Annotated in this window: 17 protein-coding genes; 11 read left to right on the top strand and 6 right to left on the bottom strand. The window is 69.5% G+C overall.

The genetic code is table 11. The annotated features are described in order from the left end of the window. Positions 1-19: 19 nt before the first annotated feature. A complete protein-coding gene (locus tag ACJH6J_RS14080) occupies positions 20-3,334 on the top strand; it encodes a BTAD domain-containing putative transcriptional regulator (protein ID WP_406804092.1) in 3,315 nt (1,104 codons plus the stop codon). Here ACJH6J_RS14080 and ACJH6J_RS14085 read toward each other — a convergent pair. Next, a complete protein-coding gene (locus ACJH6J_RS14085; RefSeq protein ID WP_406804093.1) occupies positions 3,331-4,056 on the bottom strand; it encodes a hemerythrin domain-containing protein in 726 nt (241 codons plus the stop codon). The two genes, ACJH6J_RS14080 and ACJH6J_RS14085, sit on opposite strands and share 4 nt — an antisense overlap. A 105-nt stretch (positions 4,057-4,161) precedes the next feature. On the opposite strand from ACJH6J_RS14085, the gene ACJH6J_RS14090 reads away from it, so the two are divergent. Both ACJH6J_RS14090 and ACJH6J_RS14095 read left to right on the top strand, forming a co-directional pair. Beyond that, a complete protein-coding gene (locus tag ACJH6J_RS14090) occupies positions 4,162-4,971 on the top strand; it encodes a DUF5718 family protein (RefSeq protein WP_406804094.1) in 810 nt (269 codons plus the stop codon). A gap of 69 nt (positions 4,972-5,040) precedes the next feature. After that, complete coding sequence (locus ACJH6J_RS14095; RefSeq protein ID WP_244872731.1) at positions 5,041-5,289, top strand: hypothetical protein; 249 nt, start codon at positions 5,041-5,043, stop codon at positions 5,287-5,289. A gap of 14 nt (positions 5,290-5,303) precedes the next feature. Here the strand turns inward: ACJH6J_RS14095 and ACJH6J_RS14100 are convergent, their stop codons facing one another. From ACJH6J_RS14100 to ACJH6J_RS14110, 3 genes are read right to left on the bottom strand one after another with little or no spacing between them, the layout of a single operon-like run. Then, the gene (locus tag ACJH6J_RS14100) at positions 5,304-5,675 is read right to left on the bottom strand and encodes a hypothetical protein (RefSeq protein WP_212807556.1); all 372 of its coding nucleotides are present in this window, start codon (positions 5,673-5,675) and stop codon (positions 5,304-5,306) included. Continuing rightward, the gene (locus ACJH6J_RS14105; protein ID WP_212807554.1) at positions 5,672-7,234 is read right to left on the bottom strand and encodes a Rieske 2Fe-2S domain-containing protein; all 1,563 of its coding nucleotides are present in this window, start codon (positions 7,232-7,234) and stop codon (positions 5,672-5,674) included. The genes ACJH6J_RS14100 and ACJH6J_RS14105 overlap by 4 nt, the downstream gene beginning before the upstream one ends. 38 nt (positions 7,235-7,272) lie before the next feature. Then, entirely contained in the window at positions 7,273-7,950 is a 678-nt protein-coding gene (locus tag ACJH6J_RS14110) for a phosphotransferase (protein WP_406804095.1), read from the bottom strand. Between the two features lie 52 nt (positions 7,951-8,002). On the opposite strand from ACJH6J_RS14110, the gene ACJH6J_RS14115 reads away from it, so the two are divergent. The 3 genes from ACJH6J_RS14115 to ACJH6J_RS14125 are packed head-to-tail and all read left to right on the top strand — an operon-like array spanning position 8,003 to position 10,330. Then, the gene (locus ACJH6J_RS14115; RefSeq protein ID WP_212807550.1) at positions 8,003-8,776 is read left to right on the top strand and encodes a 1-acyl-sn-glycerol-3-phosphate acyltransferase; all 774 of its coding nucleotides are present in this window, start codon (positions 8,003-8,005) and stop codon (positions 8,774-8,776) included. Positions 8,777-8,780: 4 nt separating this feature from the next. Next, positions 8,781-9,518 (top strand): 1-acyl-sn-glycerol-3-phosphate acyltransferase, encoded by a 738-nt coding sequence (locus ACJH6J_RS14120; protein WP_212807548.1) that lies wholly within the window; start codon positions 8,781-8,783, stop codon positions 9,516-9,518. Next, a complete protein-coding gene (locus ACJH6J_RS14125; protein ID WP_212807546.1) occupies positions 9,518-10,330 on the top strand; it encodes an HAD family hydrolase in 813 nt (270 codons plus the stop codon). The genes ACJH6J_RS14120 and ACJH6J_RS14125 overlap by 1 nt, the downstream gene beginning before the upstream one ends. Before the next feature lie 10 nt (positions 10,331-10,340). On the opposite strand, the gene ACJH6J_RS14130 is transcribed toward ACJH6J_RS14125, so the two are convergent. Together ACJH6J_RS14130 and ACJH6J_RS14135 are read right to left on the bottom strand one after the other, a co-directional pair. Further along, entirely contained in the window at positions 10,341-11,957 is a 1,617-nt protein-coding gene (locus ACJH6J_RS14130; RefSeq protein ID WP_212807544.1) for an N-acetylmuramoyl-L-alanine amidase, read from the bottom strand. Between the two features lie 155 nt (positions 11,958-12,112). Then, positions 12,113-13,105 carry a hypothetical protein gene (locus ACJH6J_RS14135; protein WP_212807542.1) on the bottom strand — a complete coding sequence of 331 codons (993 nt, stop codon included), beginning with the start codon at positions 13,103-13,105 and terminating at the stop codon, positions 12,113-12,115. A 201-nt stretch (positions 13,106-13,306) separates the two neighbouring features. On the opposite strand from ACJH6J_RS14135, the gene glf reads away from it, so the two are divergent. From glf to zomB, 5 genes are read left to right on the top strand one after another with little or no spacing between them, the layout of a single operon-like run. Continuing rightward, positions 13,307-14,536: a UDP-galactopyranose mutase gene (glf, locus tag ACJH6J_RS14140; RefSeq protein ID WP_212807540.1), complete on the top strand. Its 1,230-nt coding sequence runs from the start codon at positions 13,307-13,309 to the stop codon at positions 14,534-14,536. Positions 14,537-14,541: 5 nt separating this feature from the next. Beyond that, positions 14,542-16,491, top strand: coding sequence for a glycosyltransferase (locus ACJH6J_RS14145; RefSeq protein WP_212807538.1), 1,950 nt, complete (start codon positions 14,542-14,544; stop codon positions 16,489-16,491). A gap of 26 nt (positions 16,492-16,517) precedes the next feature. After that, on the top strand, positions 16,518-17,057 hold the full coding sequence (locus ACJH6J_RS14150) for a phosphatase PAP2 family protein (protein WP_212814508.1): 540 nt from the start codon (positions 16,518-16,520) through the stop codon (positions 17,055-17,057). Further along, on the top strand, positions 17,054-17,968 hold the full coding sequence (locus ACJH6J_RS14155; RefSeq protein WP_212807536.1) for a decaprenyl-phosphate phosphoribosyltransferase: 915 nt from the start codon (positions 17,054-17,056) through the stop codon (positions 17,966-17,968). Before ACJH6J_RS14150 ends, ACJH6J_RS14155 begins: the two co-directional genes overlap by 4 nt. Further along, positions 17,965-19,959, top strand: coding sequence for a flagellar motor control protein ZomB (gene zomB / locus ACJH6J_RS14160; protein ID WP_371824498.1), 1,995 nt, complete (start codon positions 17,965-17,967; stop codon positions 19,957-19,959). Before ACJH6J_RS14155 ends, zomB begins: the two co-directional genes overlap by 4 nt. The last annotated feature ends 107 nt before the right edge of the window (positions 19,960-20,066 follow it).

The following is a 20,066-nucleotide window of genomic DNA, read 5'->3' on the forward strand; positions in this document are numbered from 1 at the left end:
AACCACGTCGGCGGGGGGCATGACGGTGGCACAACCGGTGCGGGTGACGGTGCTCGGTCCGGTGCGGGCATGGGTCGGTGACGATCCGGTGGATCTGGGCGCGCGCATGCAGCGGGCGCTGCTGGCCCGGTTGGTGGCCGCGCGCGGACACACGGTGTCCGTCGACCGGCTCATCCACGATCTGTGGGAGGGCGAACCACCGCCCAAGGCGCTGTCCGCGCTGCAGGTCTACGTCTCGCATCTGCGCCGCGTGCTCGAACCCGGCCGGCAGCGCCGGGCGCCGGCCCGCGTCCTGGTCAGCGCGGCGCCCGGATACTGCCTGCGGCTGCCGGACGACGCCGTCGACTCGTGGTTTTTCGAAGCGAAAGTGGCTGCGGCACAGGATGAATCAGATCCATTGCGGCGTGCGCAATTGCTCGACGGCGCGCTGGCCGGCTGGGCCGGCGAGCCGTTCGCGGGGGCCGGTGACGCCTTGTGGGCGGTGCCGGAGGTCTCGCGGCTGACCGAGCTGCGGTTGGCCGCAGTGGAAAGTCACGCCGCCGCACACGTCGAGCTCGGGCGGTACGGCACCGCCGTCGCGGCGCTGGAAGGCCACGTCGCCGCGCATCCGGGCCGGGAAGGCGCGGCCGCGGTCCTGGCGACCGCCCTGTACCGCACAGGTCGGCAGGCCGACGCGCTCGAGGTGCTCCGGCGCACCCGCGAGCACCTGATCGACGAGTTGGGGCTGGAGCCGGGCCGCGCCCTGCGCGATCTCGAGCGCGACATCCTGCGTCAGGCCGACCATCTGGAACCGTCACGGCCCGTGCCGCTCCCGTCGACCGCGACCGCGGTCCCGGACGCCGCGCCGCGCGAGCGCACCGGGCAGGCGGCATACGGCCGCGCCGAGGAGCTCGCGACCATCGACGCCGTGGCGCGCCGCGTCGCCGCCGGCGCCAGTGCGGTGCTGTGGGTCGGCGGTGAGGCGGGCTCCGGCAAGACCACACTGGCGGCGACCGCCGCGGCCCGGCTGCGCGCGGCCGGCTGGCGGACCGTGCACGGCCGGTGTCAGGAAGTCCACGGCGCGCCGGCGGGGTGGGCGTGGACCGAGGTGCTCCGCGATCTGGTCGATGCGACGGATCAGGACCGGCAGGCGCTGGCCCCGCTGCTGCACGACGACGCCGCCACCGACCAGGGCACGTTCTGGCTGGGGCAGGCGGTCGCCGATGCGTTGAACGCCGTCGCCGACCGGCAGCCCCTTGCGGTCATCCTCGACGACCTGCACCGTACCGACGGCCTCACGCTGGAGCTGCTGCGCCTCGTCGCCGACCGGATTCAGGACCGTCGCGTGCTGGTCATCGCGACTTACCGCCCGTCGGAGGATCGCGGCGAACTCGAGGTGGCGCGGGCCGCGCTGACGGTCCACACGTCAGCGCACCTGATCCTGGGCGGCCTGGACGCGGCGGCCACCGCCGCCGTCGCCGCCGACTGCGGCCTGACGACCAGCGGCGAGGCGCTGCGCCTGCTGCGCGAACGGACCGGCGGCAACCCGCTGTTCGTGCGGGAACTGGCCCGGCTGATGGCCGCCGAGGGGCCCGACGCGGTGTGGGCTTCGGTGCCGGTGGGCGTGCGTGACGTGCTGCGGCGCCGGCTGGCCCGGTTGCCCGGTCCCACGGTGACCGCGCTGCGCCAGGCCGCGGTGCTGGGCCGCGACATCGACGTCGACCTGCTGGCCGAGCTGGGCCGCAGTGACCCCGACGATCTGCTCGACGCCCTGGAACCGGCCGTGCTGCTGGGCCTGCTCGACGAGCCGACGCCCGGCCGGCTGCAGTTCGCGCACGGTCTGGTCCGCGACACCCTGTACGAGGACACCTCGAAACTGCGCCGGTCCCGGTTGCATGCCGCGGCGCTGGAGCTGCTGCGCGCACCGGGCCGCTCGGTCGACCCGGCTGCGCTGGCCCACCACGCCGTCGCCTCCGCGACCGCGGAAACCGCTTCGGCGGCAGCCGATTTCGCCACCACCGCGGCTCGCGACGCGAGTTCGGTCGGGGCCCATGCCGAAGCCGCCCGGCAGTGGCGGGCCGCGGTCCAGATGCTCGAACTGGCCGCCAGCCGGCAGCTGGCGCCGAGCGTGGCGATGCTGGATCAGGACATCGAGGTTCGCTGCGGCCTGATCGCCGCGCTCGCGCAGTCCGGCGACGCCGTCACCGCGCGCAGTGAGATGAAATGCGCGCTGCAGCTGGTGTCGGGCCGGTCGCGCGATGACCTGGTGGTGCGCATCCTCACCGCGTGGGACACCCCGCTGGTGTGGCGTGACCGCGAGTACGACGAATCCGACGGCCAGATGATCGGGCTGCTGCGGCACGTGCTGGCCGGCGACGTTTCCGCGGCGGACCGGATCCGGCTGCTCAAGGCGCTCTACGTGGAACTCGAGGGCAACGACCCGGACGGCGCGCTGGCTGCCAGCACCGAGATGCTCGCGCTGGCGCGTCAGGTGTACGCCGACGATCCCGGGGCGGGCCGCCTGTTGTGCACCGCGCTCAACGTGCACGCGTTCTGCGCTCTCGGACCGGACCTCGACGACGAGCGCGACGTGCTCGCCGCCGAACTGCTGCAGGCCGCCGAAGCCGCCGAGCAGGCCGACTATCAGGCGGTGGCGCACTGGTTGCTGTCGCTGGCCGCCGGCAACCGCTCCGACCTGGCGACGGCGAAGCGCCACGTCGATCTCGCGGTGGCGCGCGCGAGCACGGGCCAGCTGGTCCACCTGCTCGGCGTGCTCGGCCTGTTCCAGGCCCGGATGTACCTGCTCGCCGGCCGGCTCGACGAGGCGGTGAGCGCATACACCGACCTGGCCGCGCGGATGGCCGAGAACGGCGCCGCCAATGGCGCGAAGCTGGCGATGGTCGGCCGGGTGACGGGTGAGTTCGGCCTCGGCGACCTGGGCACGCTGGCCGACGAGCTGGTGTTCTTCTACCGCGAGATTTCGGTCGCCGCGTTGGACGCGGCGGTGCTGGCTCTGTTCGCCCGGGGCCGCGAGGCCGAGGCCCGGGCGCTGTGGCCGGACCGCAAACCGATCGAGCGGGCCTATTTCTGGGTGCCGTTCACGGTGTTGCGGGTCAACGCCGCCGTGGCGATGGGTGACCTCGACGAGGTGCGGGCCCGCACTGCCGAACTCGAGCGCTACTCCGGCAGCATCGCCGGGCTCGGGGTCGACGGGCTGATGGTCGGCCCCGTCGACGACGCGCTGGCCGCGGCCGCCGAGGCGCTGGACCGTCCTGACGACGCCCGCCGGTACCGCAAGGCCGCCGAGACGCTGCGGGCGCGGCTCGCGGCCGAGGCCCGCAGCTTCATCGACTAGCCGGCCAGGGCCTCGAGCCGGCTCTCCGCGAGGTCGCCGAAGACGGTGCGCATCACGCGCCGATGCCGGAACATCAGCACCGCGAGGAACGCGCGCAGCCCGAGGCTCAACTTGCCCGCCATCGAGGCGCGCTCGTCGTCGGTCATCACCGCGAGCGAGCGCGGGCCGTCGAACGACATCCGGCTGCCGGCGCGGGCGGCCGCCTCCACGTCCTCCCAGTCGTCCACCGACACGTGCTCGGTGATCAGGGGGAACAGGTCGAGTTCCTCGTCGTTGATGTGCTCGGTCAGCAGCGCGGTGAGCTCGGCCAGTTCGAACGCCATCAGGAACGCGACCTTGCGGTCACCGTTGGACAGCCGGAACGCCGCGGCACGGGCCCGCAGCTGATCCAGGCGTGGGTCGAGCGCCGCGTGGTCGTCGGTGAGTTCACTCAGATCGAGATGATCGCCGACGCTGGCCTGGATGACCGGCCACAGCACGGTGTCCTCGGTGCTGTGGTGGTGATGGATCGAGTCGCACAGCAGCTCGATGTACTGCGAGATGGCGCGCGCCCGCGCGGGTGTGCAGATGACGTCGCGGTCGCGCACGGCCTTGGCGAGCTCGGTGAGCCGGACCAGGTCGACGAGCATGGCGCGGTGCGCCAGCGTGATGCCCAGGAGGTCGGGCTCGGGTTCGCCAGGCCGGCGGGGTGCGACGGTGACGGGGTGGACGGAGGTGGGCACGGCAGACTCCTCGTGATCGGTTGTGCACAGCCTGGTGCCCGTGACTTAAGCGCGACTTGGTTGTGGCTTGTTGGTGCTGGTCACGACCGCAGTAGGGTGGCAGCCATGAGCGATCTCGACCTCGACGACATGCGTGGCTGGTTCGGCTTCGGGGTGGCGGGCAACTTCGCCGGACACCTCGAACAGGCCGGGGAGGCAGTCGATTTCGTCAACGTCCGGTCCGAGGGCGGGGCGCCGAAGGGCATCTTCCCCTGGTACGCGCCGGGCAGCGACACGTTCCTCGGCGAGTTCCCGCTGTCGACCGACGCGGTGATCCTGCCGGTGAGTGACACCCCGCTGAACCTGCAGATCGAGCCCGAGGTCGGGCTGGCGTGCGAGGTGTCGTGGTCGGGCGACCGGGTTGTCGGGCTGCGGCCGTTCGCGCTGGGCGCGTTCAACGACTGCTCGATCCGCCGGCCGAACGCACCGAAGATCAGCCACAAGAAGAACTGGGGTCCGGCCTCCAAGGGGGTGGCCCCGCGGTTCTTCGCGATCGACGACCTGAGCCCCGACGGACCGACGTCGTCGCTGCGGCTGGCGAGCTTCCTCGACGATGGCAGCGGTGTCGAGCAGGCGTACGGCCAGGACAGCCCGCTGCTGGGCTACTCGTACTACGGGACGCAGCTGCTGGACTGGATCGTCGACCGGCTGGCGAACCAGAAGGGTTCGGACGACACACCTTTGGAGGATGTCGGCGCCCTGATGGTGGCCGCGGGGCACCCGGCGCACCTGCTCGTCGGCATCGGCGCGACGCGCTACACCGAGCTGGGGGAGTCCACCTACCTCAAGCCGGGCGACCGGGCCATCGTGCGCGTGTACGACACCGCCTCGGACGACGTCTCGGAGTTGCTGCAGACGGTGCGGACCGCGAATTAGCCGGGTTCACCTCGCCGATTTCGGCGTAGCATTGGTGCACGTCGGGGCCATCGGCCGGAGGTGTCCATGATGTTCGACTCGACCCGCTCTCTCGTCCTCGCGTCCACGGTGATGCTCGCGTTGGGCTTCAGCGCTGCTGTGGCCGCCGCCGATCCACCCGCTCCCGGTACCCCGTGCGGCCAGGACAAGGTGATCACGTCCATCAACACCTGCGAGCCGCTCAACTCGTCGTGTACCGGCTACGACGGCATGCTCATCGGCCGCGTCGCCGCGGACGGGCGGTGCGTGATTCCGGGGCTCGACGGCACCAGGTGGTAGCAGCCGCCATTTGGTCACTGTCGGCGAGCGGCCTGCTCTCCCAGTAACTCGTCGAGCGTCGCCAGAAACTCCTTGGGCCGCAACGGGGTACAGGCCGGCGCCGGGGTGGTGCCGACGACGTCAAGGGTCACCAGCGTCGACTTGATGGGCCGCCAGATGTCCAGCGGCAGCCAGCGGCGCGGGTCCGTGCCGCCCCAGATCAGGAACCGGTCCATGATGAAGCCGAGCGACTCGGCCTTGTAGCCACGGACCGCGCTGAGTGGGATGATCTTCGACGTGCCCGACGGAAAGTGGTAGCGGCGCAACGTGATCGCCTGCCGGTCCAGGAAGATCTGGCCGTCGTCGTAATGCGCGTCCGGGCGAGCGCCGGACTGGGCGCTCGTCACCGCTTGGCGCTCCGCAACTCATGACCCTTGGAGGTCAGGCAGCGGCCGTTGTCCAGGTTCCACTGCCAGCCGTGCAGATTGCAGGTCAGTGTGTTGCCCTCGACGATCCCGAACTTCGACAGGTCGGCCTTCAGGTGCGGGCACCGGCGCTGAATTTCGTAGCCGCCCAGCTCGATGGACGCCGAGGTGTCGTGCGCCTCGGCGAACCAGCCGTCGGCGTAGGCGATGCGCTCGTCGGTCAGGCACTTGAAGAACGTGTACAGGTACTCGTTGTAGCCGCCGACCCGCCACGCCTGGAACCGGGTGGACAGGAAGATGGTGTTGACCCAGTCCGGCTCGTCGTCGCGCAGCACGGTGCGCACCAGCTCGGGTGCGATACCGAAGCCGTAGCGGAACTTCTCGTCCGGAATCGCCTCCCGCACAGCCCGTTTCGGGAAGTCCAGGACCACGGTCTGAGATTCGACCCCAGTGCCGATCCTCAATTCAACCGGATAGCCGATGCCGTCGCAGATCTGGTCGCTCTGCACCATGATCGGTTCGAACTTGGCGCGCAGTGGCTCCAGCAGCGAATCGCCGGAAGCCGGTGCCCAGGAAGCCTTTTCGGCAGCCAGCACGGGCGCCATGCGCTGCGCGTAGGCCTCGATGTAGGCGGCCTTGCCGGTGGTGAAGATCGCCTCGGCCTCGGCGTCCGGAATGGGGTGCACAAGCGAGTCGAGCGCCGACCCGGTGAACGTCGCCACGGTGCCCGGGATCATCAGCAGCCCACCGTTGTGGCCGTGGCTGCGCAGCTGGTCCAGGAACACCGCCTGGTCGGGGAAGATGTTGGCCGGATCGTCGTGATCGTCGTTCAGCCAACGCAATTCGGGATCCAGGAAGCATGGCGGCCCGGCCGACGGCACCACCCAGGTGGCGCCGACCTGCGCGATGTACTGGCGACAGCGGTCCATCTGGCGCTGCCGCTTCTGGGTGCCGAAGGCCTCCTTGGCCCGGGCCGGCATGTCGTAGACCATGGGGTACCAGATGGCGCCCGAGTACTGCAGCATGTGCACGTCGACGTCACCGAACTCGGTGGCCACCATGTCCAGATCGATCGGGCGGGCGTCGTTCATGTTGAACGCGACGGTCTCGCCGTCGGACACCACGAGGCCCGAGTCGCCGATCGGGCCGTCGGCCGGGGCGCGCAGGGCGATGATCATGATGTCCAGATCACCCTTGGGCCCGCTGACGCGGTGCTTCACCGAATCGGTGGTCTCGAAGAATTTGTGGAAGCCCAGGGCCTCGAGCTCGCGACGCAGGTCCGGCACCGGGTAGTCGGGCAGCAGCACCGTCGCGTCCTTGTTGACGTGCGCGCGCAGGTGCTCCGGGTCGAAGTGGTCCTTGTGCAGGTGGCTGACGTACAGGTAGTCGCAGTCGCCGAGCGCATCCCAGTCCAGCCGGCTGTTGTCGGGGAACGGGAACCACGACGCGAAGTAGGCAGGGTTCACCCACGGGTCGCAGAGAATGCTGCCCGCGGCGGTATCGATCCGGAATCCGGCGTGTCCAACGCTTGTGACCTGCACAAATGCCCCTTTTGGCGGTGACGAGTTCGCCAGCGAGTCTAGCTGGATTCCGGAGCGTCCCAGAGCGAGCGGTAGTAGTCGATGCGTTCGTCGTCCCGCGCCACCCCGTAGGCGTCCAGCAGGGCGGCCTCGTAGTTGCCGGGGTAGTTCCAGTCCAGGGACATGGTGGCGATCGCGAGGTCGGCCCACCGGTCGGCCACCCCGAGGTCCCCGATGTCGACGTGCCCGACGAACGCGCCGTCGTTGCTCATCAGGGTGTTCGGCGAGCACGCGTCACCGTGGCAGACCACGAGGCGGTCCGGATCGGGGACGTCGACGACCCAGGAGGGCCGCCCGAACGGGCAGTCCGCGACGGGCAGCGCGTCGTGCATGGCCCGCAGGCCGGCCCCGATCGCGCGGGCCGCGGTCTCGGGATCGTCGGACCACAGCGGGTCGACGGCGGAGCGGCCGGGCAGGCCCGCGGTGTGCAGCCAGCCCGGTCCCGCGCCGAGCACGCGCGGGACGGCTATGTACCGGACGGCCCAGCGCAGCCGGACGGCCTCGTCGGTCAGCAGCGGCGCGTGCTCGGCGGGATAGGTCTTCACGTACTCGGCGCCGGCGCCGATGGCGAACGTCACGCCGCCGAGTTCGTTCTCCCAGACCGCGGTGACGGGACGGCCGGCGGCGAGGGTGTCGACGACGTCGGGAACAGGTACGGGTCCGCTGGGGAAGGTCACCCACCCGACCTTTCCACGCACGGTACCGACGGTCCGCACTAGGCTGATCCCCGTGGAACCGGTATATGGCACCGTGATCAAGCTGGCGCGCACGGTGTGGCGGGCGCAGGGTCTGACCTTCACCGTGACGGGCGCGGAGAACCTGCCGGTCAGTGGCGGCGCGGTGGTGGCGATCAACCACACCAGCTACTTCGACTTCACGTTCGCCGGGCTGCCCGCCGTCATGCAGAAGCGCGGCCGCAAGGTGCGGTTCATGGCGAAGAAGGAAGTCTTCGACAACAAGTACGGCGGCTGGCTGATGCGCAAGATGCGCCACATCCCCGTCGACCGCGGCAGCGGCGCGGACTCCTACGCCGAGGCGGTCAAGCAGCTCAAGGCAGGCGAGCTTGTCGGCGTGTACCCCGAGGCCACCATCAGCCGCAGCTTCGAGATCAAGGCGTTCAAGTCGGGCGCGGCCCGCATGGCCATCGAGGCCGACGTGCCGATCGTCCCGCACATCATCTGGGGTGCCCAGCGGATCTGGACCAAGGGTCATCCGCGCAACATGCGCCGTCCCAAGGTGCCCATCTTCATCCACGTCGGTGAGCCCATCTACCCGACGCTGCCCGCCGCCGAGCTGACGGCGCTGCTGCACGCCCGCATGCAGCACCTGCTGTCGGAAGTCCAGGACCGCTACCCCGAACATCCCGCGGGCGAGTTCTGGGTGCCGCACCGGCTGGGCGGCGGCGCGCCGACGCTGGCCGAGGCCGACCAGATGGACCTCGACGAAGCCCGCGAGAAAGCGGCGCGTCGGGCGGCGCGGCAGGCGGAAGGGGCGCCGGAGTAGCGCCATGGAGCCAGTTTTCCGCGGCATCGAGATTGCCGCCAAGGCGGCCGTCGCCGCCACGGGAACCCGGATCACTTACCAAGGGCTGGAACACATTCCGGATACGGGCGGTGCGGTGATCGCGATCAACCACACCGCGTACGTCGACTTCTTGCCGGCCGGGTTGGCCGCCACGCATCGGCGGCGCCGGGTCCGCTTCATGCTCAAGGCCGAGGTGCAGCAGGTGCCGATGGGCAATTTCCTGGTCAAGCGCGCCGGGCTCATCCCCGTCGACCGCAGCTCCGGTGGCGACGCATATCCCATCGCCGTCGAGCGACTGCGCGCCGGGGAACTGGTCGGGGTGTACCCGGAGGCCACGATCAGCCGCAGTTTCGAGCTCAAGGAGTTCAAGACCGGCGTGGCGCGGATGGCGCTCGACGCGCAGGTGCCGATCATCCCGGTGATCGTCTGGGGCGTGCACCGGATGTGGACCAAGGATCACCCGAAGCGGCTGGGGCGCAAGAAGATTCCCGTCATCGTTCGGGTGGGTGCGCCGATCGAGGCGAGCGGTCCTGTCGCGCAGGTGATGGCGACGTTGCAGCAGACGATGACCGAGCAGTTGCACGCCGTCCAGGAGGAGTACCCGCACCCGCCGGGTGAATACTGGGTGCCGAGCCGATTGGGCGGCGGCGCCCCGACGCCCGAGGAGGCCGAAGTGCTGGAGAAGGCCGAGCGGGCCCGCCGGGCAGCTGGGGGCCGGTGATGCTGCCCGCACTGATTGCCACCGACGTCGACGGCACGCTGCTCGACACCCATGAGCGGGTGACGCCGCGGACGCGCGCCGCCGTGCAGGCCGCCGTCGCGAACGGCGCGAAGTTCGTGCTCGCCACCGGCCGGCCGCCACGCTGGATTCCCCCGGTGGTCGACGCCCTGGGACTGTCGCCGATGGCGGTGTGCGCCAACGGCGCGGTGCTCTACGACTCCGCGGCCGACCGGATCGTCTCGGCCCACACCCTGAGCCCGGATGCGTTGGGCGAGTTGGCCGAGATCGCCACCCGGGTGATCCCCGGCGTCGGGCTGGCGGTCGAACGGGTGGGCCGCACCGCGTTCGACGAGTCGATGCCGCAGTTCGCGAGTTCGCCCGGCTACGAGCATGCCTGGCACAACCCGGACAACACCGAGGTCTCGGTCGAGGACATGCTCAGCGTGCCGGCGGTGAAGCTGTTGATCCGCAAGGCCGGCGCGCACAGCGCCGATCTGGCCGCGGCGCTGGCGCCGCACGTCGGCGTCACGGGTGACCTGACCTATTCGACCAACAACGGGCTGATCGAGGTCGTGCCGCTGGGCATCAGCAAGGCGACGGGCGTCGCCGAGATCATCCGGCCGTTGGGCCTCACCGCCGAGGACGTCGTGACGTTCGGCGACATGCCCAACGACATCCCGATGCTGACCTGGGCCGGGCTGGGCGTGGCGATGGGCAATGCGCATCCGGAGGCCCTGGCGGCCGCCGACGAGGTCACCACGACCAACAGTGACGACGGGGTGGCCCGGGTCCTCGAACGCTGGTGGCTCTAGTCCGAGCCCGCTAGCTCTGCATCTCGATCCGGCTGAACCGCTCGAGCTGCACCGGCTCCTGCTTCGGCGGCGGCGGAAGTTCTTGTGGGACACCGTCGATGACGCGCGTCACGGTGCCGTTCTCGCGGTCGAAGTTGAGGGTGCCGTGCTGGAAGTTCTGCACGATCCACTGGGGTTCGGCGATCTCGCCGCTGGTGGGCAGCCCGAGGGCGCCGCGTTCGAAACCCAGTGCGCCCCAGGCGTCGTACAGCGCTCCGGTGAGCGGCTGGGCGCCGGTGTTCGGCGACCAGTACATGGCGCCGTGGTCGAAGGTCGCGTAGCGGGTGTGACCGTCGGCCGCGGCCTCCGGTGAGGTGGCGACACCGAGAGGGCCGGACGCCCCGCCCATCGCCTGCCACTTGTCGAAGATGGCGCCGCCGCGCAGCATGTCCATCGCGCTCAGGGCGCCGGGCGGCGCGGTGAAAGAGGCTGCGATGTCCCGCAATTCGCCCATGGCGGCATAGGCGGCGTTACCCGGGCAGTCGGTGTTGCCGACATCGCGGTGGGTGAAGATCGTCGGCAGCGTCGGCGTCGCGCCGGCGGGGAAGTGGGTGAACGAGCCGCCACCCGACGTCAGCACCACGCTGCCGAGGGGGTTGACGTGGTCCAGGCTCAGCCGCCAGCCGATGAGCCGGCCGGTCATCTTGAGCTGCAACGGCGTCGGGGGCACGGCGTCGAAGTCACCGAGCATGGCCACGCCCCAGGTGTCGACGTTGAAGCCACCGGTGTGCGAGCCCTCCACGGGTCGCGTCATGCCGCCGAACCGGCCCTCGAAGACCTGTCCGTACTTGTCGACCAGGGCGTTGTAAGCGATGTCGCACCAACCCAATTCGCGGGTGTGGTACTCGTAGATCGACCGGACGATGCCCGCGGAATCCTCGGGCGCGTAGTCGTTGCTGCCTGCGGTGTGGTGCACGATGGCCGCGCGCACGCCCGGGTCGTAGACCGGTTGTCCGCAGCGGACGCTCTCGTTGGCGCCCCACTGGGCGCGGCTGATGATGTTGGGCGGCTGGTTGGGCGCCGACACCGCGGTCGGCTGGAACTGCACGTCCGCGGGTGCCTCCGGCGGGCTGATGAGCACCGCTTTCATGCTGGGGCCCAACGGCTTTTCGACGTCGACCGGGCGGTATCCCAGGCCGGGGCCCTGCGGCCGGTCGCCGGCCGGCGGCGTGGCGGCGGCTTCGGCGGGCCGGGTCACCGCGATCTGGACGGTGTTGGTGCGGCCGACGAACACGGGTTCGGTGCCGCGCGTGGTGGCATGCGCTTCCCCGACGCCGTCGGGCGCCTCGACCTCGTACCAGGGGCCCCAGGTTCCGTCGGCCTTCTGGGCGCGCACGCGCGCCGAGGTTCCGGTGAAGTCCGACGCCGTGAGGGCGACCAGGGAGAAGGGCGTGTCCTGGTGAATTTCCCGGACGGTCTGTCCGCCGCCGACGCCGGCCAGTGGCTGCGTGTGGAGCTCGGGTGCGGACGGTTTGTCGTCGGTCAGGCCGGGGATGCCGGGGATGCCGCTGACGGCCAGCGGCACCATCACGACGGTCGCCGCCAGGGCGGACAACAGTATTGACGGTGCGGGACGACGGCGCGGCACAGCGCGAATGTTACGTATGTGTCAGGTGTTACCCGTGTTTCGACACGGATTACTGGGCTGTCAATTCTCTGCAAGACGCCGCAACGGCACCGCAGAGCCTTGTGGCTTCTGCGGTGCCGTCTCGGTTACAGGTCTTCAGTTGTGTATGACAGATGTCACGCGGGGGCCGGCAGTGCCGGTGCGGCCGCAGCGGCTGCCGCGGGGGCGGCCTGGGCGGACTTCACCGCTGACGTGATGGCCGGCACGACCATGCCCTTCAGCAGGTCGATCGCCTGCGTCGCACCCAGCTGGTTGGCCGCGCTGGTCAGGTCGCTGATCAGCCCGCCGCCACCGCTGCTCGGCGCCGCGCCGAGGCCGAGGCCGTCACCGCCACCCAGGCCGACCGACGGGTCGCCGAGGATGGGGTAGCTGCCACCGAGGCCCTGGCCCGGGCCGAGGCCCAGGCTCGCGTTGGGATCGGTCATGGGCATGCCTGCGGTGCCGAGGCCCGCCGGGCTCGCGCTGATCGACGGCGTCGTCAGACCCGTGGCGTTCAGGCCGGGAGCGGTCAACCCGGGCGTGCTCACGCTCGGGAGGGTCGCGCCCTGGGTCGTCAGACCCGCGCTGGGCAGGGCGCCCAGGCCCGGGGTCAGCGATGACGGGCTGGTGGCGCCCAGGCCGGTCGGCGGGGTCAGGCCGGGTGCGGTCGCCCCGGTCGGCGGGGTCAGGCCAGGCGCGGTCAGCCCGGTCGACGGGGTGGTGCCCAGGCCCGGGGTCAGACCGGCCGGCGGAGTGAGCCCACCCGCCGGGGTGAGGCCGGCCGGCGGGGTCAGGCCGGGGGTGGTGCCCAGGCTGGGGCTGGTACCGAGGCCGGGGGTCAGGCCGGTCTGCGGGGTCAGGCCACCGGTCAGCGGGCTGGGGGAGCTCGCGGCTCCGCCCATGAGGTTCGGCAGGTTGACGCCGAACTGGGACAGGCCCTGCGACAGCGCGGACATGACCTCGTTGGGCAGGTCGGTCACGAGCGCGGCCTGGACGAATTCCCGGTGCTGCGGTGTCGGGTTTGCCGGGGTCATCTCGGCGACCGCCACGAGTGCGATCGGACTTGCGACGGCCACGGCGGCGACTGCGCTCATGGCTGTCGAGAGCTTGCGTCGACGTCGGTTAGGCACGGAAGTCTCCTCAATCTGTGGGGTACGGCTCGAGCTGGCTTGCTGAGTCGTCGGTACTGACGCAATCGATGTTAAAGCTGTGATTAGTGGGATTAGAGTGACGATGCGGAATCGTGAGCGAATTGCGACCGGCCCGCGCACTGCCCGACCCGACCGGGTGTTTTCGGGCCGAACGGCCTCTGTCGGATACCCTGAACGCCGATGACCTCCGCTGATTCCCGGGGCGCTGCGACCCAGTCCTCCGGCCCTTATGACCTCATCGTCGTCGGCTCCGGATTCTTCGGACTGACGATTGCCGAGCGCGCGGCAACCCAACTCGACAAGCGGGTGCTGGTCGTCGAGCGCCGTCACCACCTGGGCGGCAACGCCTATTCCGAGGCCGAGCCCGAAACCGGCATCGAGGTGCACAAGTACGGCGCGCACCTGTTCCACAACTCCAATCAGCGGGTGTGGGACTACGTGCGGCAGTTCACCGACTTCACCGGCTACCAGCACCGCGTCTTTGCCATGTACGACGGCCAGGCCTACCAGTTCCCGATGGGGCTGGGTCTGGTGTCGCAGTTCTTCGGGCGCTACTTCAGCCCGGACGAGGCCCGCGCCCTGATCGCCGAGCAATCCGCCGAGATCAACACCGACGACGCGCAGAACCTCGAAGAGAAGGCCATCTCGCTGATCGGCCGGCCGCTCTACGAGGCCTTCGTCAAGGGCTACACCGCCAAGCAGTGGCAGACCGATCCCAAGGATCTGCCCGCGTCGATCATCAGCCGCCTGCCGGTGCGCTACAACTTCGACAACCGCTACTTCAACGACACCTACGAGGGTCTGCCGGTCGACGGGTACACCGCCTGGCTGGAGAACATGGCCGCCGACGAGCGCATCGACGTGGTGCTGAACACCGACTGGTTCGACGTGCGCGACCGGCTGCGGGCCGAGAACCCCGACGCGCCGGTGTTGTACACCGGCCCGCTCGACCGCTACTTCGACTACTCCGAGGGGCGGCTGGGCTGGCGCACCCTGGACTTCGAGATGGAAGTGCTGCCCATCGGGGACTTCCAGGGCACGCCCGTCATGAACTACAACGATCCCGACGTGCCCTTCACCCGCATCCACGAGTTCCGGCACTTCCACCCCGAGCGGGATTACCCGACCGACAAGACCGTCATCATGCGGGAGTACTCGCGCTTCGCCAACGACGACGATGAGCCGTACTACCCGATCAACACCGATTCGGATCGCGCGATCCTGGCGGCCTACCGCGCCAGGGCCAAGGCCGAAACCGAGGAGAACCGGGTGCTGTTCGGGGGCCGGTTGGGCACCTATCAGTACCTCGACATGCACATGGCCATCGCCAGTGCGCTGAACATGTACGACAACGTGCTGATGCCGCATCTTCGTGACGGCGTGGCACTCGCCGGTGCAGAAAGTAGCTGAAGACCATGAGCGACATCCCATCCGGCGCACTGGCGTCGGGAGAGTCCCGTGCGGTGAGCCTGCTGTCGCGGGTCATCCTGCCCCGTCCGGGTGAGCCCCTCGACGTCCGCAAGCTGTACATCGAGGAGTCGTCCACCAACGCCCGGCGCGCGCACGCCCCGACCCGCACCACCCTGGAAATCGGTGGGGAGTCCGAGGTTTCGTTCGCCACCTACTTCAACGCGTTCCCGGCCAGCTACTGGCGGCGCTGGACGATCCTGACGTCGGTGGTGCTGCGCGTCGAGCTGACCGGCAGCGCCCGTGTCGACGTCTACCGGTCGAAGGCGACCGGCGCGCGAATCACCGTGGGCGGCAGCGAGATCGCCAGTGGTGAGGACGGCCTCCCGGCGGTGGTCGAGTTCGAGATCGGCCTGGAGCCGTTCGAGGACGGCGGCTGGATCTGGTTCGACATCACCACCGACAGCGCGGTGACGGTGCACAACGCCGGGTGGTACGCCCCCGTGGAAGCGCCGGGCCGCGCGAACATCACCGTCGGTATCCCGACCTTCAACCGCCCGGCGGACGCCGTCAACGCCCTCGCGGCGCTGACGTCGGATCCGTTGGTGGACAAGGTGATCGGTGCGGTCGTCGTGTCCGATCAGGGCGCCAACAAGGTCAAGGACCACCCCGACTTCGCGGCGGCCGCGGCGCCGCTGGCCGACCGGCTGGCCATCCACAACCAGCCGAACCTCGGTGGCTCCGGCGGCTACAGCCGCGTCATGTACGAAGCGCTGAAACACACTGACTGCGAACAGATTCTGTTCATGGACGACGACATCCGCGTCGAGCCCGACTCGATCCTGCGGGCGCTGGCGTTCAACCGGTTCGCCAAGACGCCGACCCTGGTCGGCGGCCAGATGCTCAACCTGCAGGAACCCTCGCACCTGCACGTCATGGGCGAGATGGTCGATTCGGCGAATTTCATGTGGACGCACGCCATCAACGCCGAGTACGACCACAACTTCGCGAAGTACCCCCTCGCCGACGAGGAGGAGTACCGCAGCCGGATCCTGCACCGCCGCATCGACGTCGATTACAACGGCTGGTGGATGTGCATGATCCCGCGCGCGGTGGCCGAGGAACTCGGTCAGCCGCTGCCGCTGTTCATCAAGTGGGACGACGCAGACTACGGCCTGCGTGCCGGCGAGCACGGCTACCCGACGGTGACCCTGCCGGGGGCGGCGATCTGGCACATGGCGTGGAGCGACAAGGACGACGCCATCGACTGGCAGGCGTACTTCCACCTGCGCAACCGCCTCGTCGTGGCGGCGCTGCACTGGGACGGCAACATCCGTGGCCTGGTGGCGAGCCACTTCAAGGCGACCATGAAACACCTTCTGTGCCTTGAGTATTCGACGGTGGCCATCCAGAACCGGGCGATGGACGACTTCCTCGCCGGGCCGGACAACCTGTTCACCATCCTCGAGTCCGCGCTGCCCGAGGTGCGCGCCATGCGTGCCGAGTACCCGGACGCGGTGGTGCTGGAGAGCGCGACCTCGTTGCCCGCGCCGTCGGACAAGAAGTGGCGCCGCAAGGTCAAGATTCCCACCAGCTTGCCCGCCATCGCGGTCCGGCTCACCCGCGGCGTCGTGAACCAGCTCAAGCCGCACGACCCGGAACACCATGTGCGGCCGCAGATCAACGTCGCGACGCAGGATGCCCGCTGGTTCTCGCTGTGCATGGTCGACGGTGTCACCGTCACCACCGCCGACGGCCGCGGTGTCGTCTACCGCCAGCGCGACCGCGAGAAGATGTTCGAGTTGCTGCGTGAGTCGCTCAAGCGTCAGGCGCTGCTGGTCCGCAAGTTCAACCGCATGCGGAAGGTGTACCGCAACGCCCTGCCGGAGCTGACGAGCAAGGAAAAGTGGGAGACCGTGCTGCTGGCCTCCCAGCCCGAGTCGGCTGGTGCCCGGTGAGCCTCGAAGGTATCGAGGGTGATGCCATCGCCAGTGCGCCGCGCGGCGAGGACGCCATCCTGGTCGGTGTCCAGTCCGCGCTGACCGGTCGTCCCGGCGTCCTTGCCGGCGCCCGGGCGCTGTCGTACTTCGGTGAGCACAGCCTGGGCTGGTTCGCCGTGTGCGGTCTGGGCGCGCTGCTGCAGCCGCAGCGCCGCCGGGCCTGGGTGACGGCCGGTGTCGGCACGTTCCTCGCCCATGCGGCCGCCGTCCTGATCAAGCGGGTGGTGAAGCGCGAACGCCCGCAGCACCCGGCCATCGCCGTCAACGTCGGCACCCCGAGCCGGCTGAGCTTCCCGTCGGCGCATGCGACGTCGACGACCGCCGCCGCGATCCTGATCGGCCGGGCCACGGGCCTGTCGCTGCCGTGGTTCCTGGTACCGCCGATGGCGTTGTCCCGCTTGGTTCTCGGCGTGCACTACCCCAGTGATGTGCTCACCGGTGTCGTGGTGGGAACCGTGGTCGCCGAATCAGTCGGGGCGGTTTCGGAGCGAACTGCCAAGCGCGAACCGAAGGCTGGGGTATGACCGAACAGACGCAGGAGCTGGGGCCGCCGAAGAATCTGGCCGCCGGCATCGTCAAGGCGCTGCGGCCGCGGCAATGGGTGAAGAACGTCCTGGTTCTGGCCGCACCGCTGGCGTCGCTCGGCGTCGGGGCCCACTACAGCTACAGCGAGGTTTTCAAGGCCGTCGGTGTCGCGTTCGTGGTGTTCTGTATGGCCGCGTCGTGTATCTACCTCATCAACGATGCCCGTGACGTCGAGGCCGACCGGGTCCACCCGACCAAGCAATACCGGCCCATCGCCGCCGGTGTCGTCTCGGTACAGCTGGCCTACTCGCTGGCCGTCGTGCTCGGTGTCGGCTCGCTGGCCATCTCGTGGTGGCTCACGCCCAGCCTGGCGATCGTCATGGCGGTGTATCTCGCGACGCAGCTGGCTTACTGCTTCGGTCTGAAACATCAAGCGGTGCTGGACATCTGCATCAATTCGTCGGGATTCCTGATCCGCGCCATCGCCGGTGGCGCGGCCGCCGGCATCCCGCTGTCCAAGTGGTTCCTGCTGGTGTTCGCGTTCGGCTCGCTGTTCATGTCGGCCGGAAAGCGTTACGCCGAACTGCAACTCGCCGAACGCACCGGCGCCAAGATCCGTAAGGCGCTGGAGTCCTACACCAGCAGCTACCTGCGGTTCGTCTGGACGCTGTCGGCGACGGCCGTGGTGCTCTGCTACGGCCTGTGGGCCTTCGAGGGCAACAAGGGCCCGTGGTTCGCCGTGTCGATGGTGCCGTTCACCGTCGCGATCCTGCGCTACGCCGTCGATGTCGACAGCGGAGCAGCGGGTGAACCCGAGGAGATCGTGCTGAACGACCGCGTGTTGCAGCTGCTGGGCGTCGCCCTGGTCGCCACGCTGGTCGCCGCGATTCTGCCCGGACTGGTCCGGTGATCGACTCGCCCGCTCGGCAATTGCTGCGCGGGCCGGTCTTCCCGTATGGCCGGGCCGCGCGGATCAGCCTGTGGTTGAGCGTCGCGGTGTCTGCCGCGTTGTTCGGCTGGGGCGCCTGGCAGCGCCGGTGGATCGCGGACGACGGCCTCATCGTGCTGCGTACGGTGCGAAACCTGTTGGCCGGCAACGGTCCCGTCTTCAACGTCGGTGAGCGCGTCGAGTCCAACACGTCGACGCTGTGGACCTATCTGGTCACCCTCGGGGCCTGGATCGGCGGCTCGGTGCAGCTCGAGTACGTGGTCCTGGCATTGGCGCTGACGCTGAGCGTGGCGGGCCTGGTCTTCGCGATGCTCGGCACCGGCCGGCTGTACGCCCCCGGACTGCGGGGGCGTCGCGCGCTGTTGGTGCCGGCCGGCGCCCTCGTCTACATGGCCGTGCCGCCGGCGCGTGACTTCGCGACGTCGGGCCTGGAGAACGGCCTGATCATGGCCTACCTGGGGCTGCTCTGGTGGATGATGGTGTGCTGGTCGCAGGCCTTGGCCGTGGCCCCGCCCGAGGCCCGCGAAGCCGATGCCAACGCCACCAGCGCCCGGTTCGACGGCGCCCTGGCCTGTCTGGCCGGCCTGTCGGTCCTGGTGCGGCCCGAACTCGCCCTGATCGGCGGGGTGGCCCTCGTCATGCAACTGGTCGCGGCCCGGGGCCGGCGCCGCCGCCTCGTCATCGTGGTGGCCGGCGGCCTGCTCCCGATCGCCTACGAGATCTTCCGGATGGGCTACTACGGCCTGTTGGTGCCCATCACCGCGCTGGCCAAGGACGCCACCGGCTCCAAGTGGCAGCAGGGGTTCGTCTACCTCGGCAACTTCAACCGGCCCTACCTGTTGTGGATCCCCGCGGTGCTGACCGTGGCGCTGGCGATTGTGTTGTTCGTCACTCACAGCCGGCCCTGGTGGGGCCAGACGGCCCCGCGCGGCTACAGCTCGCTGGCCCGCCGGGTTCAAAGTCCCACTGCCGTAGTGATTTTCATGGCCGGCAGCGGCCTGGTGCAGGGGCTGTACTGGCTGCGTCAGGGCGGCGACTTCATGCACGGCCGGGTGTTGCTGGTTCCGCTGTTCTGCCTGGTCATCCCGGTTGCGGTGATTCCGATCGTGCTTCCCGACGGCAAGAACATCGCCCGCGAGGTCGGCTACGCGCTGGCCGGCACGACGGCGGCCCTGTGGCTGGCGGTGGTCGGCTGGTCGCTGTGGGCGGCCAACTCGCCGGGCCTCGGATACGACGCCACCCGCGTGACCTACTCGGGAATCGTCGACGAACGGCGCTTCTATTCGCAGGCCACCGGGCATGCGCATCCGCTGACGGCCGCGGACTACCTGGACTACCCGCGCATGCGAGCGGTGCTGGCGGCCATCGACAACACCCCGGTCGGTGCGCTGCTGCTGCCGTCGGGCAACTACGACCAGTGGGACGTGGTTCCGGCCATGCCGCCGCCGGTTCCGGACCCGACGTCGCCGCCGCCGCCGAACTGGTTCGAAAAAGGTCCACACACAGTCTTTTTCACCAACCTGGGCATGATGGGCATGAACCTGCCGCTCGAGGTCCGGGTGATCGACCAGATCGGGCTGGCCAACCCGCTGGCCGCGCACACGGCACGGCTGGACGACGCGCGCATCGGTCACGACAAGGATCTGTTCCCGGACTGGGCGGTGGCCGAGGGGCCGTTCCTGCGCAAGCGCCCGTGGATTCCGACGTATCTCGACGAGGACTGGGTGGCCCAAGCAGCGGTCGCGCTGACATGCCCGGAGACCGAGACGATGCTGAGCTCGGTGCGCGCCCCGATGGGCGTTCACCGCTTCATGTCAAATCTGGTACACGCGTTCACATTTACGCGTTACCGGATCGATCGCGTGCCGTTATACGAGTTGTACAGGTGCAAGCTCGATGTGCCTCCGAGGCTGTCGACCCCTTACACTGGCTTACCGGCTACCGGTCCGTAGTTTCAGCGCATGAGCGCTGGCACGGTCTGAAGCGTAGGTAACGCCGGGGAACCATGCGGCGATAACCACTCGGGCGTGTGCGCCCGGCCTGATCGTCACCTCAACGG

Source organism: Mycobacterium sp. SMC-18, from assembly GCF_045310895.1.
Taxonomy (GTDB): domain Bacteria; phylum Actinomycetota; class Actinomycetes; order Mycobacteriales; family Mycobacteriaceae; genus Mycobacterium.